The organism is Cloacibacterium normanense (assembly GCF_002943105.1).
In the GTDB taxonomy this organism is placed as follows: Bacteria; Bacteroidota; Bacteroidia; order Flavobacteriales; family Weeksellaceae; genus Cloacibacterium.
In genome coordinates, this window is the sequence record NZ_PTPZ01000006.1 from 1 (window position 1) to 18,955 (window position 18,955).

The 18,955-nt window shown below is 28.7% G+C and carries 11 protein-coding genes; 10 read left to right on the forward strand and 1 reads right to left on the reverse strand.

Translation table 11 applies throughout. The features are described 5' to 3' along the window. The 6 genes from C3729_RS13235 to C3729_RS09870 form a co-directional block, all read left to right on the forward strand. On the forward strand, positions 1-3,996 hold a 3,996-nt coding region (locus tag C3729_RS13235), incomplete at its 5' end, for a hypothetical protein (protein ID WP_165785759.1). A gap of 12 nt (positions 3,997-4,008) precedes the next feature. Beyond that, entirely contained in the window at positions 4,009-11,259 is a 7,251-nt protein-coding gene (locus C3729_RS09850; RefSeq protein WP_104793985.1) for a hypothetical protein, read from the forward strand. 15 nt (positions 11,260-11,274) lie between these two features. After that, positions 11,275-12,225 (forward strand): hypothetical protein, encoded by a 951-nt coding sequence (locus C3729_RS09855; protein WP_104793986.1) that lies wholly within the window; start codon positions 11,275-11,277, stop codon positions 12,223-12,225. A gap of 115 nt (positions 12,226-12,340) precedes the next feature. Beyond that, the gene (locus C3729_RS09860; protein WP_104793987.1) at positions 12,341-13,168 is read left to right on the forward strand and encodes an N-acetylmuramidase domain-containing protein; all 828 of its coding nucleotides are present in this window, start codon (positions 12,341-12,343) and stop codon (positions 13,166-13,168) included. Then, positions 13,165-13,617: a hypothetical protein gene (locus tag C3729_RS09865; protein WP_104793988.1), complete on the forward strand. Its 453-nt coding sequence runs from the start codon at positions 13,165-13,167 to the stop codon at positions 13,615-13,617. The genes C3729_RS09860 and C3729_RS09865 overlap by 4 nt, the downstream gene beginning before the upstream one ends. 5 nt (positions 13,618-13,622) lie before the next feature. Beyond that, positions 13,623-13,946: a hypothetical protein gene (locus C3729_RS09870; protein WP_104793989.1), complete on the forward strand. Its 324-nt coding sequence runs from the start codon at positions 13,623-13,625 to the stop codon at positions 13,944-13,946. A 967-nt stretch (positions 13,947-14,913) separates the two neighbouring features. On the opposite strand, the gene C3729_RS09875 is transcribed toward C3729_RS09870, so the two are convergent. After that, a complete protein-coding gene (locus C3729_RS09875; protein WP_104793990.1) occupies positions 14,914-15,273 on the reverse strand; it encodes a prevent-host-death protein in 360 nt (119 codons plus the stop codon). A gap of 388 nt (positions 15,274-15,661) precedes the next feature. Between C3729_RS09875 and C3729_RS09880 the strand changes: the two genes are divergently transcribed. The 4 genes from C3729_RS09880 to C3729_RS09895 are packed head-to-tail and all read left to right on the forward strand — an operon-like array spanning position 15,662 to position 18,949. Then, the gene (locus C3729_RS09880) at positions 15,662-16,456 is read left to right on the forward strand and encodes a hypothetical protein (protein WP_133159968.1); all 795 of its coding nucleotides are present in this window, start codon (positions 15,662-15,664) and stop codon (positions 16,454-16,456) included. A gap of 28 nt (positions 16,457-16,484) precedes the next feature. Beyond that, entirely contained in the window at positions 16,485-16,823 is a 339-nt protein-coding gene (locus C3729_RS09885) for a hypothetical protein (RefSeq protein WP_104793992.1), read from the forward strand. A 6-nt stretch (positions 16,824-16,829) separates the two neighbouring features. Beyond that, positions 16,830-18,302, forward strand: a complete 1,473-nt coding sequence (locus tag C3729_RS09890; protein WP_104793993.1) for a relaxase/mobilization nuclease domain-containing protein — start codon at positions 16,830-16,832, stop codon at positions 18,300-18,302. After that, the gene (locus tag C3729_RS09895; RefSeq protein ID WP_104794099.1) at positions 18,299-18,949 is read left to right on the forward strand and encodes a ParA family protein; all 651 of its coding nucleotides are present in this window, start codon (positions 18,299-18,301) and stop codon (positions 18,947-18,949) included. Before C3729_RS09890 ends, C3729_RS09895 begins: the two co-directional genes overlap by 4 nt. Positions 18,950-18,955: the final 6 nt, after the last annotated feature.

Below are 18,955 nucleotides of genomic sequence, written 5' to 3' on the forward strand. Positions count from 1 at the left end.
AAAAATGAAAGGTATGATTCTATAAGAATCTTAGCGAGTAATCCTTTTTCATTCTTAGAAGGTGCATCATCAGGTTGGTTTATTCCTGAACAATATGGCATTACACCTTCAGAATTATTCTGTAAATCTGAATTTACAAGAGAGCATCTTTCTAATTTTGAAAATCTAACTACTGGAACTACTTTCTATCCTCCTGCACATTATCCTGCACATTTTATCAATGGAGCATACTACAATATTAAAGGAGATTTTTATCAAAGTTATGAAATGGATGAAGATGGTAATATAAAAGAAGTAGTTAGTAAAGATGTAATGAAAGTTGATTTCCCAATAAATAATAATGTAAAATCTTTAGGATTTAGTAATGCTAACACATTAGTGATAACTCTCCCTCAAGAAAGCGTTTGGGTAGAATTAGAATTAAATAGTTATTTACAAGATGGTGTAAGAATTGAGTGTAAAAAAATCATTTTAGATGATTTGTCGGGAAATATTTTACACGAAGAAGTAATAGCGCCTGATAAAACTTTATATACTAGGGCAGAAATTCTCAATAAAAAAATAGTTATAGAAAGTCCTAAAAATGCAAATGGAGAGTATGATTTAAGTAAAGCATTTTCTAAAATTGAGATTACCCCACAAAGTTCAAGTTTAACTACTATTGAACTTATAAAAGCAGAAATGAATCAAATTGTAGAACGTGCTAATCTTAATACAAATGGAGAAATCGCAGGAGCTGATTTAGATAGATATGAATTTTTAGATAATGAACTAAAAAAATTAAAAGATAAACTATGTGTTAATATTAATTCTGTAAATATAAACGTATCACAAGCAAAATTTGCATCTATACAAGGAATTAATACTTCTAATTGTACTGAATTAGAGTTTTCTGCATGGGGCTATGGTTATAAAGGTGGTGCTCAAACGTTAATTGGAAACCCAAGATTAATTAACACTCAGGCTGAGTTAAACCTTTTATATTCATCTTTTATAACTGAAAATGGAGACTCATATTTTACTCCTCAAATTGATTTTACAAATAGATCTGTCTTATTGTTAGATAGCGCAATGATATATCTTTATGATCCATCAGTAATTTCATCAAATCAAATCACAATTAATCTGAATAAGCTTATTAGAAGAGCTGATGGAGCTATAGATGTCTGTTACGATTATTCATATGATTATCTTTTAAATGAAATGCCTCTAGAAGGAATTCCTACTAGAATTTATGTCTTTGAAACTGAAAAAATAGAAGATGGATCATTGCTATTAAGAAATTATGATTGTAATTGTATAGGTAATTCAGATTCTTTGTGTAAGGAAATGATTCCTCAGCTTTTAGAGTATGGCAGAAATTCAAGCCAAAATGCAATTATTAAAATTATTAATTCAAAAGAAGAATATTATAGTGATTATGACATATATGGAAATTTACAGTATAATGTAAAATATTTTGACATTGATCCCGAAACTTTTTTTGATAATAATTCAATTATTTTGATTAATGATGTCTTATTAAGTGTTTTAGAAACTAATAAACCGAATTTTACCAAAGTAATTTTTAGTAGGGAATCCATTGACTCACTTAATGGTACATTAAATATTTGTTATGATAAAAATACTGACGGCAGTGAAGATGGATATTATCTTTTAGCGATTAATAAAATCAATATCCCTGTAAATTTTGTTTTAAATCAAAAGTGTAGTTGCAATGATAGCCCACCACCTACAGAAACCTGTAGAAACTTACCATTTAGAAATCTCATATTTAATTTAGATTGCAGACATGAAAATTATTTTGCTAAAGTAATTAATAATCAATCGGAGTTTAATTTAGAATATGGAGTGCCAGTAGCAGGCCCTACAATTGATTTCAGCAGTAAATCGGTTATTCTCATCAGTTTTGGTATTCATATATCAGGAGAGCCTAAATATTTTGTTAATAAAGTTGTAAAAACTGATGGTAAAGTTAATGTTTGTTATACAAATGTGAGAGATTGTAACTATGAATCAGAGCAAGTAGAAATGTTGAGCTACCCATATATTTTGCTTGAAACTGATAAATTACCAGATGATTTTCCTATTGAATTAAATACAAATTGTAATTGTTCTGACACCAATAACATAGTTTATAATATTTGTGATTTTGCCGATGTTATTCATGAAGAACTATTAAGTAATATTAATTACAATCTATCTTTTGATGATAACAGAGAACATTTTGATTATTTCATGTTAAGGATATCAGAATATGATGAATTGACTGATAATTTATATGTAATTATGGATAAATTTGATTGGTCTTCTCAATGGGATGATTCCTTCGGATCAACTCTTGAAACCGCATTATTCTCAATAAAAGGTTTTGTTAATGCACTTAAATCTTTAGGATGTTGTATTAAAGACGAATCTCAATATAGTTGTCACACATATTTGCAATATGTAAAATGGAAAACATTAGAAGATTACGAATATAATATAACCATACCTGGTATTGACGCTGTAAAAGAAGATAATATGCAAGCAATAGATGCGCAAACTAAAATTGTACAGCCAATATGGAGACCAAATACTAAGTATTATATTAGATTTAAAGTAAGAGATGAAGTGGATAATAGTAAAGATCCTAATTCTGGTATATTCAACTATTATTATGGATTTAGAACGGTAGGTCCAGTTGGACATTTTCATAAAAAACATAAAGAATATTTACTAGATGAAACCAAAAAAGATTTGAATATAAATGATCCTAATAGATATAAAAAACCGGAAGAATTTACGATTACTTCTTTAGCTCCATACATAGATTATAGAAGATCTTATCCTAATGCAGATGGTAATATTCTTAATGCAAAACCATTATTCTATGGAAATGAGCAATGTAAAATCAATATTTATTTTGACAGACCTTTTGCATATCATATGCTTAAAAAATGGGAAAAATATGGAGATTTACCTGAGTATAAAGGCGCAATGAATATTGTTATTAAAGATCCCGTATCCGAAGACATAATCCCTTATCCTTTACCAGTAGAGTTAATTAATTTGGGAGAAATACCTAGACCATTAGATGATGGGAATTGGAAAGATGATAATGATCCGAGAATGCCGCTTCAATTCAAAATTTTGAAAAAATTCATTGAATCTCAGGTTAAAAATAATCCAAATGTAAACTGCACTTTCCATACAGGAAATCCAATAGCACCTAAATCACCTAAAGCATATTCTTATGAAGTAAAACTTACAAATCTAAAACCAAGTAAGCTATATACCGCAATGGTATATAATGCATTTGATGATAATGCAGATAATGAATTTAACGCACAAGTAGATTCTAGCGGAAATATAATTTATGAAGAGAATCAATTAGTACATCAGTATGTTTTTGCCACATCTAGATATGCAAATTTTAGAAATCAAGTAATGAGTTACTGGTTAGAAAATAAAGATGAAAATGGTGTTGTAATTAGTAGAAAACAAGCGGTATTCAATATAGATTTAGATCTTACAGATAGTCAGGTTAATAACGCTTATACTTTGGTTTCTGGTAGTAGCAATACACAAACAGAAATTCTTGCTAAACAATATATTGATGAATTTGATAGAGTTTTAGAAGGAGTTTTAGGTATGAAACCACTAGATCCACCTACTTGTACAGACTTTGTTACCATTAGAAATAAAAATGGTGAAGCGATTGCAATATTAATAAGAAATCCTGAACCATTTAACGATCCTAAAATTTCTAGAGAAGATATTGCTAATACAATACAAGTAATGAGAAACGGTACAGAGAATATCAAGTTTAAAAAATTATTCTCCAAAGATTATTCTCAGGTACTTATAATGCATAAAACTAAAGTGATTGAGGAAAAATCTCTTGTATTTAAGTTCCTTTATAAAACTTGGAATCCAGAAAATAGAGAGTATGAAATAAATATAACTGATACAAATAGTACAGTGGTTACAGATTCTATTATTATCAACAATTAAAAAATTAAAAGGATGTCATTTATTAAAAGATATAACAAGTCTAGCAATTATAAATATCTTTATTCTTGCAAATTTTTTGAACTTCCTTCTTATCCTGGAGGAGATGGTGGTGAAAACAGAATTTTTTCAATAGGAAATATTTCTGGAAATGGTTTAATAACATGCTCAAATGAGAATGGAGATATATTGTGGGAGAAAAGTTATTCTATTCAGAACTTTGGAGGGTTAACATTCCATAAAATAATCCAAAAAATAGTTCCAAATTATATTGGTGACCAATATTACTATTTTGTTTTGGGTTCAGTTTCTGGCATGTCTTATTCAAATAAATATATATTTAGTATAAATCCTAATAACGGGAATATTATATGGTGTAAACAAATAGGTAGTATAGATACTACAGAACATGTTTTTATTTCTGCAAATAAAACAGATGTTGCTTCATTTTTCTTATGCACTTCTGATAAAAATCAACAAGACTTTAGACAAACTATTGTATCAGAAATTTCAGTAGACGGTAACATGATTAATCAAAAATTACTAAATGATAGTAGTTTGATTATAAATGATTTTCAAGCATATGATGAAGGAGTAGTTTTAGGAGGTAGAATATTATATCAAAATCAAGAATTTGATACTTCAGTTGGAATAATTATTAATCTTAATACTGCATTAAGTATTACTGACTCATTTATACTGAATCCAACACAGATGAGTATTAGTAATAGTACTATTCATTCTGTTAAGTTTAGGAATAATATGTATATTGCATCTGGATATTCTGGTAGTACAAATAACCTGTTTACATTTATATCCAATATAGGTGCCCAACAATATAAACTAAATACTTTAGCAAATTCTTCTGGTAGATCTTCACAAATAGAATATAATGAGTTAAATCAGCAAATATATCTTTTGTCTAAAACAAGTGATGAAAGTATTATATCTCTTATTGATGAAAATGGTGTAGGTAATATCTTATGGAATAAAAGAATAATCTTTAGTGACAATAGTTCAAAAATTTTATCATTAAGTTTTAATGATTATGAACAGTCTATTATGGCTGTTGGAGAAGATTATATCTCCAGCATAATTATAAACACATCTTCTGACTTTAATTCGTGTAAAACAGTAGAAATAAGTAATAATGATTTTTATGAAGATAGAATAGATGTTTTAGGTTATGGTTTAGATATACTAAATTCTTCAATGAACCTATCAAGTATATTAGCTAACACCACATCTATCTTGGATGAAACGCAGCAAGATCTTTGTGTAGGAAATACTTCAGAATGTCCTATTAATTTAGCATTAGTAATTGATGAATCAGGTTCTATTTCTTCTACGGAAGCAGCAGAAATTAAAAACGGATTATTAAGTTTTATAAATAACCAACTTAATGGAAATATAACACTCTCATTGATCGGAATGTCTAATTCTGATTCGGGAATTAGAACAGATCATATTTTGAGTAAAAACATTAAGGATTTTAAAATTAATTTTGAAAACTGGATTAATCAGTATAGAAATAGAAATGTAAATAGTGAATCAGATTATTGGAATTCAGGACTTGAAGAAGTAAAAAAATTACCAATACAAGATTTGGTTGTTATTATTACTGACGGGTGTCAAGTAAATCAAATAAGCACATTAAAAAGTAATTATCAATTTGTTAACTCTAATTCACATATTTTCGTATATGGCATTTCTCAACTAAATAATTCTTATTATTATAACGGCTCTGAATTTACATATAATTTAGGCGAAGCTTTACAAGTTTATCTTAGTAGAAATTCTATAATTAAGACAAACACTAACAATATATTATCATCAGATTATTTGCCACTACAAAACTTTCAAGATTTGGGAAGTGCATTAAATGAATTAGCAAATGAACTAAATATTGCACAAGTAGGTTGTATTGCAAATTTAGAAATAGTAGAGAATCATCTTACAATACCAACACTTTTTAATGGAATAACTATTAATGGAAATGCAGGAAGAATTTCAATTAAAAATAAAAGTAGAATTCCATATAAATTAGCTAAAAACAGTAAAATCCACAAATCTAACGAAATAGGAGGCCTTATTTTTACTATCGATAGTGATGTAGATATAAATATTTTACCTCAAGAAGTAAAGGAAATAAATATAAGGATAACAGGAACTCCTAATTATGCTAAATCATACTCAGAGTTAATTTATATTAATGATAGTATTAAAAATCCAAGTAGTTTTAAAATACAATTCGAAGTTAGACAGATAATTGACCCTAATGATCCAAAGACAAAACTCCAATCTCCAGAGTTTTTTATGCAGGCGGTAGGTTCTAATGGTGTAACTGAAACGAAAGGCGTGCATTTAAGATGGGAGTTTGGAGATGAATTTGGAGAAAATCATATTCCAAAAGGTAATTTAGCGACATCTACAAATTTTTATAATAGGCCAAATGATTTTGTAAACGTTTATAGGGCTCCATATAATAAAGTTCAGTATATAATTGATTTTAGTAAAACGCCAGATTTTGTAAACCCATTAAAATATTATTGGATTTATAAATATGCTGATAATAGGAGCGTTTATGTATATTTCAAAAATAAAACTTTATTCAGAAATGCTTTGTCGCAAGTTTCACCTCAAACAAATCCTCTAGGATTTATCCAAGCATATGGTGGTATAATTGAAGTTGAAAATAAAGTAGATTTATTTTTTGGTGCGGAACTTGAGATTTCTAATAAAAATGAGAATTCTAGTTTACAATTAGAAGGTCTTTCTTTAGCAAAAAGGGACACTTATAATAGTAAAGTTTTATCTTATAGAAAATTATATAAATCAACAGATTTAAATACAGTTCCTTCTTTACGAATTGAAAATGGTAGAAGTTTGAGATTTAGAGTGAAGGATTGTCAAGTAAGCAAAATCAGTTTTGAATATTATAAAGATTTTATTTCTAATTCTAATTCTATAGGATGGAGTAGAATAGGGAGCTATTCTCTTTCTTTAGATGATAATTTAGTTTTTTCAAGATTAGAACCTAATACTAGTGATAATCGTGTACATGGAAGATGGAAAAAATACAATGATGACCACTATGTAAATATCAATAATTATAAACATAAATGGAATGTAGATCCATCTGTAGAAGCTAATTCATGGGAAAGATCTATAAAGAAAACAGTTGAAAAATATATTGAGTTAAGTGAGATTAAACCTAAAGCAAAAGAAGTTTTCAATTTTAATCAAGTAGAACCAAATGCTCAAAATGATGACGAAGGTGGCTACCAATCATATCCTGATGAAAATAGTGAGGTTTCAAATTTAGATTTACTGAAGTTGGCAGCATTAGATTTTCATGTTGCTAGAATGTTAGGCATGGGAACTATGGATATTAATCCGAATATTTTTGATGGGCAATATGTTTATATTGCTGAATATGATAAAAAAGAAAACCTTGCTAGTGCCAAAATATCAGGAGATGAGCTTACGGTAAAACAGTTGTCTATGTCTCTTCCAGTTTCTGTAAGTGAAGAAAGAAAACCTCTGTCAGTAGATATTTCAGAAATAAAATTTGGGTTACCAGCAGAAAATCCAGAAAAGTCTGATTTGTATGATGAAAATGGCTATACAAAAGATGGTAAAAAAAGAGTGATAAGTATTTATGCAAAAGAATCGTTCAAGTATGAAGTATATCCTCCATTTTTTGATTCATTTAAAGAATTTGATGCCAGTAAATTTACAGTCCCAATTTATGCTGGGCTAGAACATAGACACTATGTAAATGCTCAAAATCCAATTATTTGGCAATCTCCAGAATTATCACATGATTCTGAGTATTTTATATATGGTAGTGAAACAATAGGTGAAACCTTACCAATACTTCTTGCCGAAGAAAATAAGGCTTTATATGTTCATTTTCATAATTTAAAAGGTAAATATTTTTATGCAAGTTATGGTATAGATTGGTTCTCTAGAGCTTCTGATGTACCTAACAATCCATCATCTGAACAGGTTAAAGTAGTAATAACTGATTTAAAGCCAGCAAACACACTTTTGCCTCCAACTGGTATAAATTGTCAATTAATAAAAGAGGAAAATCCTTTAATGTTTACATCTGTAAGTGAACAAGATAGATTGAAAACTATTCCTGAAAGCTCTGATAATACATTAGTTCGATTATTATTTGATTATAATGCAGAACAAGATATAAAAATATATAATGTAGATTCAGAAAATGAGCCCGTTTTTCCTGATAACGAAGAAGTATTTGCGGATCAAATAGAAATTTTTTATAGAAGTTCAACTCCTAAAAGTATTACAGCAAAAGTAACATCTTTAACTGATTTACCTAATAATTTATTACTGATGCAAGTTTCAACCAATAGTTATACTATGGCTAGTACAGGAGAGGTTTATGAGTCAAAATATCCTAGTGGTACTAGTGCTACAAATTTCGTTGGTGGAATTTTCTTGATGAATCAACAAGCATATGTAATTGATAGTATAGAAGCAGGAACTAAAAATCTTAAATTTAATATATACAAAAAAGAAGCAAGTGATTTATTGCTTTCTGGTAAATACTCTGATTTAAGTGCTACATCACTAAAAAATAAATTGCTTTTAGAAATTACTCAGTTTACTAATGCAAGTAATACAGTTATAAGTGACGGAATGTTTGTGGCAACAGAAAATATGCAAACTCCTTCAAATTGGGGAATTAAAAATCCGAATCAACTAAAAGTGAAGCTAGGAAATGCAGATTGGGTAGTAAATAAAGAATTAATAACAATAACTTCTGAAGATGGCAATACCCAAAAATTTATTGAGAAAACAAGAGGTTTTTGGAAAGAGGCTATAGTTACCGAATTTATGGAAGATCATGCATTAATAAATGATGAAGGTAAGTATATTGATGAGGATGGAGCTATTGTATCTAATCCTGTTGTTAAAAAAATTCACAAAGGAATTTATAAAATTGAATTCAATAATTTTAAACTTCCTCAACATGAGCAATTTAGCTCTAATGCTAAATCTGTAGAATGGTTTAATGGTTTTGTTAGATTATTCAAGATATCAGATATTAATAATGATGGTAAATATATAGCACCAAGAACTTCACTTAAAGTTTTCAAAACAGAGAATATTGGTGATTCTACTAAGGATCTTATATTGTATGTAATTGATGAGAACTTTAAATTTGACTATAAAACAGGAACTGTACTTAATCCAAATCTAAACAGAGAATTTTTATTAGGAAATAATGTGTTAATTAATTACTATCCTTCTTATAGAGTTTACCTATACAGTGATATAAGTAATGATTTAACGAAATCTAAAGTTTATGGAGATAAAGATGTGAATTATTCTATTTTTGGTTTGAGATCTATAGATACTTTATATAAGGATAATAACAATCTTTATTATGCATCTAGATTCTGTCCACCTTCTATTTTATTAGCGCAAAAAACCATTGTTCCACAAAGACCAAAACAGCCAAAAGGTGCATTGTACACTACGAGACCAGATTTTTATGGTAAGGCTACCTATACATTCCAAGTAGAGTTTGAGGATAATCCATTTGCAGTTCAATTCTATAGAGCAGATGATAATACCTTATTAAATGCTTTATATAATACAGAAACTATAGAATATATTAATCGTGAACTTGAAATGCGAGGCGGGAAAAATGAAATTGCTTTTGCAGAAAGATGGCAAGATTTTTTAAATTATTCTGAGGATAAAATGGAATATGAACCACTACCTCATTTAGGAAAATGGGGTTGGGCATTGCCTCAGCCAGATAACAAAGAACTATTTGATAATATTAATTATTTTATTAAACAACATAATAGTTTCTACAAATTAACAGAAAGCGATAATAGGCTTTTAACAGAAGAAGATTATGGTGTATTGCCTTTTGATTCTGAAATTATTAAAATTATTTCAGGAATATTGGATAAACCAATATTCTTTAGAGATTTTGTAAAAGAGTATTTATATAGTGCATTTTTGCCATTAACAGAAGTGCCAGTAGTTTATGATCAAATTTATGGGGGAGATTATGTTCCTACTAATAAAAAACAAAATTTAAGAGATAAAGATGGAGTATTATTAAAGCCAAACAGCACACAAAAAGATGCTAATGGTTTTGTTATAAAAGCTGCAGGTGATGAATTTGAAATGGCTCCAATGATGAAAGGAATTAGTGATAAAAAAGTGTCATTTACAGATTTTACTATAGACGCTACTACTGACAGTTTTTATTTTTATGTTGCAAGAGAGATTGGCTCTGCAATGAAGTTTGGTGAATTTAGTCCAGTTATAGGTCCAGTAAAAGTAGTAGATGCTAATGCTCCAGAAGCGCCCAAAATTAATTCTGCTTTACCAGTCTTGGGTAACAGTGTTTTAGGAATTACCCCAAAAATAAAAATTGAAATTCATGCATATCCTGACGTTCAAAAAATCAAGAGAGTTAATTTATATAGAACAACAGAGAGAATAAATGCACAAGCTATTATGCATATGGATTTAGTGAAAACAATTGATATTTCTAATTTTTCCTTAGAAGATTCTAATATTTGGACTATTTATGATGAATTTGATAGTTTTGACAAAGTACCTTATGGAGAAGCTATTTATTATAGAATAACAGTAGAAAAACGTATCGAATATGCAAAAGCCGACTATGTTTCTGGAGGCGAAAATCCTGAATTAGTTATTGATTATGTTCCTTCTCAACCATCTAAAATAATTTCTACCCTAATAGTTGAAAGCCAAAATCCAGAGTCTCCAACTCCTAAATTTGTTACAGATGAAGTTTTGGAAAATGCATCAAGTATTAATTATGGAGGATTAACATGGGGGCATACTTTATATAGAGGAAAATATCATGTGTACAAAATGTCTGCACAAGGAAATTGGAGTGAAATTGCTAAACTAGAAATTAACCCTAGTAATCCTAATCAATTTACTCTTTATAGATTAGAAAATGGAAACTGGAATAAAATAGAAGATTTACAAGCTAAAAGTAATGAAATATTTATTACATTAAGTCAATTAAATTTATTGCCATTAACAATTAAAGACTCTCAAGGTAATAGTATATATCACCACTTTAAAGTTATAGCAGAAAATAATTCTAATATGTTAAGTTCACAAGAAAATATACTTACAATATTTAATAATGATAATGCAATTCAATTAGACGGAATATCTTCTGACGGAATTGACGGAATGATAACAGATCAAACATTTATAATTAGATAATAAAAAAATAATAATATGGCACAAAGAAGTAAAACTGTTTTAAAAACATATTTTGAAACAGGCAAAAGACCAACACAAGCACAATTTGGTGATTTAATAGATAGTTTAGCTGCTGAAAGACCTTTTAGAAATTATGTAGCATTATTGAGTCAAACGAGTATTAATCATCCTACATCAAATATTTTAGAAAATAATACAGGAGAAGATTTCTTTTGGAGTAGAGAAAGTGCGGGAGTTTATAAAGTTTTGTTACCTACTAATATTTCAATCAATAATATTTTTATATCATTAAGTAACCAATTTAGGAACAATAATATTTTGGGTGCGTCAACTAAAATTGAATCTACGCCAAATGGTAACTATTTATACATTAAGGGTATAAATGATGGTGAATTGTTTAATACTTCAATAGAAATCAGATTTTATTATACTAGTTTAGTTGATTCTACATCATTAGATATTGCTTTAGCAAGATATACTCCATATTTCAAAAAGAATGAATTAAGAAGAGATGGGAATTTACTGTTATCTCCATATAAATTTTATAATTCGTATAATGGAGGTAATAGCAATATTTCAGGGATAAATAGTGCAGAACGAATTCTACTTTGGAAAAAAATGTCTGATGAATATATCATTTTACCTGAAATATTTGATGGTAAGAAAAACCCTCATGCCTATAATTTAAGAACTAGACAGTTTAGTTGTGCTTATTCATATAAAAATAGTACGCTAAACCCTATGTATAGTATTAATTATTTAAAAGATTGTGTTAAGCAAGCGAGAAGAAGTGGGGCTACAGAATGTGTTATTGATTTAGGAAGTGATCTATCTAAAATCAATGTTAATAAAATAACATTAAAACAAGTTCTAATTGATTTATTTGCTGATAGAGGAATGAATAGAGTGACTCTTATAGTTAATGGGCAAGTAAACCATTATACTATATCAGAATTAAGTGTTTAAAAAAAAAGATCATCGAATCCCTCAATTGAGTTCATCGACAATCCTAGGGTCTGTTTTGATTGCTCAAATAGACATGACAAATGTAAAACAAAAAAAATAAATATCCAAATAAAAAATGCAAATATTAAAATTTAAATCAAAAAATGCATCTGTTTATTTGTTAGAAGAGATTCTAAACAATATAGGATACAAAGTAATAATAAGTGACTATTTTGGGCTAGATACTCATAATGCAGTCATAGATTTTCAGAAAAAAAATAAACTTGTTGCAGATGGAATTGTTGGTGTGAAAACTTGGACAGTACTATTAAAAACAAATGAAGTAGTACTAAATCAAAAAACAAAATTTCTTTCAGAAAAAGATTTAATAGATTTCTCCAAAAAATTTAATCTTGAGCTAGCTGCAGTAAAAGCTGTAAACGAAATAGAAAGTTCAGGAAAAGGATTTTTACTAAATGGCGAGCCAAAAATTTTATTTGAAGGACACGTGTTTTGGAATGAATTATTGAAAAGAGGGATTGATCCAGAAGATTATAATAAAAATAATCCGGATATTTTATATCCAAAATGGACTAAAAAATACTATTTAGGAGGTGAAAAAGAATATAAAAGGCTCGCTAAAGCAATAGGACTATCTAATGATGATAATTTTAGAGAGGCAGCATTATGTTCTGCATCGTGGGGTAGTTTTCAAATTATGGGATATCATTTCTCCAAATTAGGTTATAAAACTATCGATGAGTTTGTCTCAAAAATGAAATTAAGTGAAGCTGAGCATCTTAATGCCTTTGGACTATTCTTAGAAAAGTATGATATTCTAAAATACCTTCGAACTAAAGAATGGGCAAAATTTGCAAAGAATTATAATGGAATTAGTTATTCTATTAATCAATATGATAAAAAATTAGAAAAGGCCTACAATAAATACAAAAAATTATTATGAAAAAATATTTAAGTATTTTAATTTTTCCAATTATTTTTTCCTGCAATAGTTTAAGAACTGCAACTTTTGATCAAACTGCCTATCAGAAAACAGTTGAAATAAAAGTAGAAGCAGACAAACTTATTGATATTTCTAAAGAAGATTATTCTTTACACGAAAAGGATATAGAAAATTTAAAAAATCAAGTAGCTTTCATTCTAGAGTATGAAAAAAATAGGCCTAATAATGAAATTAGTTATACAATGTGGGAACTAATGAATAATAAGGATAAAAGTTTATTGATGGGTTATTTTGAACTTTGGAAAAAGAATAAAACACTATCAAGCTCCTTTTCTGAAGAAGCCAAAAAACAAATAGATGAAGCTTTTTCAATTCTATTGAAATACGAATCATCTAAAACTAAAGAAAATGAAGCAAATCTTTTAGATATTATTAATATGAAAAAATAAAACTAATGAATATAGATGAAATTTTAAAACAAATTAAAAATGAACTCACCCAACTTTTTGCAGATAATTTTAAGAACTTATCTAACGAATCTAAAAAAGATTTGAATAAATTTTTAAGTGAGAGTGAAGAAAAATTGAAAAGATGGTCTGTTTTATTATTGGAAGGAAAAATAACAAAAGAAGAATTTGAGTGGTTGGTGAAAAGTCAAAAAGACATACTTTTTTTAACATCACTAAAAGAAGCTGGTATTTCAAAAATTAAATTATCAAATTTCAAAAATCAAGTAATAAGTACAATCATAAAAACTGTTTTAACCTCAATTATATAGTTTTTCATTAGCTTTTCAATTTAAAAATCATCTTAAAAAAAGTGTTCTTATCCATTTTTTAAGATGATTTTTAAATTTATTTCTTCTTTATATAAATTAAAAAAAGATTAAGATTGTAGAATTTAGGAAAACTTAAATAATATCATGATTAAGTTAGATGTTTTTTATTGTGAATTCAAAAATTGAAATTTAATAAACAGTAGGTATCTATCATTTATAACTAGTTTTAAATTTCTTTAGAGTAGTAATAAATATGCATGTGTGAAAATTTTAAAGAAAATAGCATAATTAAACCTGCACATAATAGATACATTCTATTTCTAAACCTATATAAAACATGCATAGGTACAACAAGAACTTGTGTGATTTTTGAATTTATTCATCATAAACCTGCGTAAAAATGTTATTGGAAACTTCATCAAAATTCACCCCACACAAAAAAGACACATTCTGCTCCTAAAACTGTATAAAATATATACAGATAAAACAAGAACCTGTGTAATTTTTACACATTTTCTACATATATCTGTGTCAAAAATTATAAGGCACTTCATCAAATTCTACCTGCGTAAAAAAGATACATTCTATTCCTAAAACTATATATATTTTATCATAAGTACAACAAGAACCTGCGTAACTTCTATACGTCTTATTTATATACCTGCATATAAAATACGCAGGCTCAAAAAACTTTTCTCATTATTTTTTTTTCAAAGCAATAAATTTCTAAAATATTTCATTATCAATATCATACAACCTTTTTCGGAGCTCTTAAAAAAATTACCTTTAGTTTGGCAAGATGTGTCTTTGTACCCACAAACTTTTCAAGTTTTGCGTCCAAAGACTCTCTTGCCTTTTTTGCAAAAAGGGGAAAAAACTGCGGAACCTTGTTTTTTGTTGAAATAGAACTAGATATAATAGAAAATAAAAAAAGGTATTTTTTTCGTTAATGACTAAAAAATAAACATCAATTAATTTTATAGTTAGAAACTACTAGGCCTAAAATAAAATCAACAAATTTTTGTTTGGCAGTTTCTCTATTGATGATTTTATTTTGGTATTTGTAAGAATTTAACACCTTTATTATTTCTTTGTAAGTAAGGAAAGTATCTCCTTTTAATTTTACTCGACCATTTCCTTTTTTGGTATTTATAATTTCATCATTTAAAGTTCTAACTTTGAATATAACAAAATCTGGAGACAGAGTTAAAGCCATAGATTTAGGATATCTTTCTACAATATTAACTTTGAAAAAATCAAATATAATGTTGTGAAAAATAATATTAGCACCAGCTCCTTGTTTGTTGAGTTCAAGTTTATAATTCATAAATTGAAATTTCCATTTTTAATAAAGATGAAATTTGAGTAAAAATAATAATTCTGCATAATTAAAAAAAAGAATGTAGAAAAAGCAATGTATGTGTTTCATTATGTTAAAAATATTTTTGCTTTTCTAAAATAGCAACTTCACTACTTTGAGAAAGTAAAAACAGAGATACTTTTGCCCTTTCTTATGAGAAGGGATAAAGTTTCGGAATTTTTTTATTTCGTTGAAATCGGATTTAATTTTCCAGATTAGTCCAAAATATTCTTTTTTAATCTTTAGAGAATCCAGATTAATCCAAACTATTCTTATTTAGCCCAAACCCTTTGAATACTATTGTTTTAAAGATTTTTAACGCTCAATTTTGCCTCAGAATTTTAATCAAAAAGAGATGAAAAAATCGAGCTATCTTTTATTCGTATTATCTACAACTTTCATTTACGGACAAGTCGGGATTAACACCCAAACTCCAGAGACTACTTTAGAAGTTGTAGGAAAGCCAAACGATATTAGTCATTATGATGGAATTATTCCACCACGTATTACAGGAAATCAATTAGCAGCCAAAACGTATTCATCTGCTAAACAAGGAGCAGTGGTTTATGCAACATCCACTCCTTCTAATTTGACAGGTCAGGTTAAAAATATTACCGAAGCAGCCCCTTATTATTTTGACGGAACCTTATGGCAGTCTTTTTCAAAAGAGATAGCTCCTATTGAATACTATATCTTATTAACATTAAATTCAAACAGCACAGCTGGACTAACAGCAACTTCGGTATGGTCTGCACCAGTGAACTATTGGGGAAATACCAATACATATCTGACTGCCTCAAAATCCTATACCATCGGAACCAAAAATTTCGGAGGATTAAAGGGAGCTATAACATTCAGAAAAATTCAAGGTATTGTCAATGTTCATTTTCAAATCTACAGATCCTCAGATTCTGCCCCCATCACTGGAGATGCTTTTATTAGCATTGCTAATATATACAGCGATATAGGCTATATTCCAAATCAGATTGCTCTACTGCATACCGAAAATTCTACGCAGTATTTTCCTGCCTTACTCGAAAATTATGCCATACAAATTCCGCAGACATCTTTAAATTCAATGTCCACCTCTTACTATACTTATGGAGAAGTTCAGGGATACTCCAACTGGAGAAAATCTTATTTGCCATAGAAAATAGCTACAGAGAGTTTGATAAAAAATGGAAAAAAGAGACTATATAAAAATTAGGATATCCATAACAAGAAAACAACACTGGAAAAGAATATGCAAAGAAAAAAACATCACCCTAACCAACTTAATCACGGCATCGGTTGAAAACAGAATTCTAGAAGATGAAAGGAAAAAGATATTGGAGTTCATTGAAAAACAAGACAACATCTTCATAAAAATTGAAACCAACATCAATCAGATTGCCAGAATTGCAAACGCTCAAAAATTTATCAGCAGTAAGGAATTAAATTATTTCCAAAGCCAACTGAAAGCCATCACTGAACTGAAAGAAAAGCAGAATGAAATTTTTCAAAAATCTACTCCTTAATTGCTGATGATAGTTAAGATTTTAGGCTCAGCAAGTTCCAATTTTCACGGAGTACAGTATAACGATAAAAAAGTAGAAAAAGGGACTGGCGAGTTGATGCTGATGAAAAATTTTCCTTCATTCATTAATGAAAAAAGCAGTCAGGAAGCAGTCAGAAATTACCTCAAATCTATTTCAAAAAATGAAAAAGTAAAGAAACCTCAATTCCACGCTGTGATTTCCACAAAATTTCAACAGCACAGCAAAGAAGAATTGACAAAAGTTGCAGAAGATTTTATGCAAGAAATGGGTTACGGAAATCAGCCATTTATTGTGGTTTTTCATAACGATACCGAAAACAATCATGTGCATATTGTTTCTACGAGAGTTAATAAATCGACTGGGAAAAAGCTCAATGACAGTTACGAAAAACTGAAAGCCCAAAAGGCGATGATTAATATAAAAGAAAGGATTTATGATAAAAGTAACGAAGAAATCATCAACAACCTTTTGAATTACAAAATGAGTTCGTTGAAGCAGCTAGAAATCTTGATGGAAAGAAACGGATTCAAGTTGGTAAAGAACAAAAATGATGAAAACGCTTTAGATATTCTGAAAAACGGAGTTCGAGAGAAAACGATTTATGGAAATCAACTCATTTTCAGCAATGTTAAAAATGACAATAGAGGAAAGCAAATCAAGGCTATATTGAATAAATATAAAGAGGTCTATTCTAACAAGGTTTTCAAAGCGGAAGACCGAAGACATTTAGAAAAAATGCTTCCTGAAGAAAAGCAAAAGGAAAATTGGAAGCCAAAGATTGAATTTGAAAGCGAGCTTCAGAAAAAGCTCAGAGAGGTGTTTGGAATCGATGTGGTTTTTCATCATAAAGACGAACTCCACCCTTTTGGTTATACTTTAATTGACCATAAAACTGGAACGATTTATAAAGGAAGCGAAATTCTGAAAATGAATAATTTGTTTGAATTTACTTCCGAAGTCATGGACAAGAAACTATTTGAAAGCTTAAAGGATTACAATTTATCAGATGAAATTTCTAAACAAGTATTGATAGAATATCTGAAACACCAGAATCTTGAAAATGTACCAAAAGACTTTATGCTTTTTGAGAACAAGAAAAGAAAAAACAAGGAAGTATTCAATATGGTGAAAAATGAGATAAGAAAGTATCTCAAAACACAAAACAATAATAGTGTTAAAATTATAAAATCGGAAGAAGGAATCTATTACGCAGTTCATACCAAGTTGCATTATATAGGAGAACTTCAATCATTAATTGGAGAAAAGGAATATCAAAAATTTCTAAATCCAAATCAAGCCAACGAAACCAGAATAGTAAACCAGACTGAAAGTAATGAAGCAAAAGAATTATCAAGAGCAATAAATGAAATGCTGATTGAATGGACAAAACATTCAGGAACATCAAAAGACCCTGCGGAAGAAGAACTCAGAAAAAGAAAAAAAAGAAAGAAATTATGATTATCACATTTGCCACACAAAAAGGAGGAACAGGAAAAACGACACTTGCCATTGCATTTGCTAATTACATTTCTGGGCTATCAGAAAGGAAAATTAAGGTCTATGATTTCGATTTTCAAAAATCCTTCTACTACAAATGGAAAGAAGACGAACAGTCAGACCTTCCAAAATTGTATGAGGTAGAAACCATTGGTGAAGATGAAGAGCAACCATTTTCTGACTTTGAAACCCTCATTAATCTAAAAGAAAGTGAAGAAATTAATCTTTTTGATTTGGCAGGAACACTCGATCAGAAATACAGTGACTTGCTGATTTACAGTGATTTTATCATCATTCCTTTTGAATACTCCGATGTATCGGTAAAATCGACTTTGGTATTCAAAAATCTGTTGTGTTTATTGGAAAGCGAAGCAGAACGAATATTTATCAGATCCAAATACGACAAAGGCTACAAATACCCTAACCAAAAGGAAATGGACGAAGAAATTTCAAAATATGGAACACTCATTGAAAATCCTGTATTCAAAAGAAACTGCCTTCAAACCATAGATACCAGAAAGCTAACCTACGAACAAAAGTACGCCGTAAAAAGGCCCTTTAATGAAATTATTGACCAAATAAACAGCATTTTAAAAATAACACTTTAAATAAAA

Bases quoted from the DNA above. Each gene is read 5' to 3' on its own strand.
- C3729_RS09865 (WP_104793988.1), top strand. From the start codon at position 13,165: ATGAAAAAATATTTAAGTATTTTAATTTTTCCAATTATTTTTTCCTGC.
- C3729_RS09875 (WP_104793990.1), bottom strand. From the start codon at position 15,273: ATGAATTATAAACTTGAACTCAACAAACAAGGAGCTGGTGCTAATATT.
- C3729_RS09855 (WP_104793986.1), top strand. From the start codon at position 11,275: ATGGCACAAAGAAGTAAAACTGTTTTAAAAACATATTTTGAAACAGGC.
- C3729_RS09880 (WP_133159968.1), top strand. From the start codon at position 15,662: ATGAAAAAATCGAGCTATCTTTTATTCGTATTATCTACAACTTTCATT.
- C3729_RS09870 (WP_104793989.1), top strand. From the start codon at position 13,623: ATGAATATAGATGAAATTTTAAAACAAATTAAAAATGAACTCACCCAA.
- C3729_RS09860 (WP_104793987.1), top strand. From the start codon at position 12,341: ATGCAAATATTAAAATTTAAATCAAAAAATGCATCTGTTTATTTGTTA.
- C3729_RS09850 (WP_104793985.1), top strand. From the start codon at position 4,009: ATGTCATTTATTAAAAGATATAACAAGTCTAGCAATTATAAATATCTT.
- C3729_RS09895 (WP_104794099.1), top strand. From the start codon at position 18,299: ATGATTATCACATTTGCCACACAAAAAGGAGGAACAGGAAAAACGACA.
- C3729_RS09885 (WP_104793992.1), top strand. From the start codon at position 16,485: ATGGAAAAAAGAGACTATATAAAAATTAGGATATCCATAACAAGAAAA.
- C3729_RS09890 (WP_104793993.1), top strand. From the start codon at position 16,830: ATGATAGTTAAGATTTTAGGCTCAGCAAGTTCCAATTTTCACGGAGTA.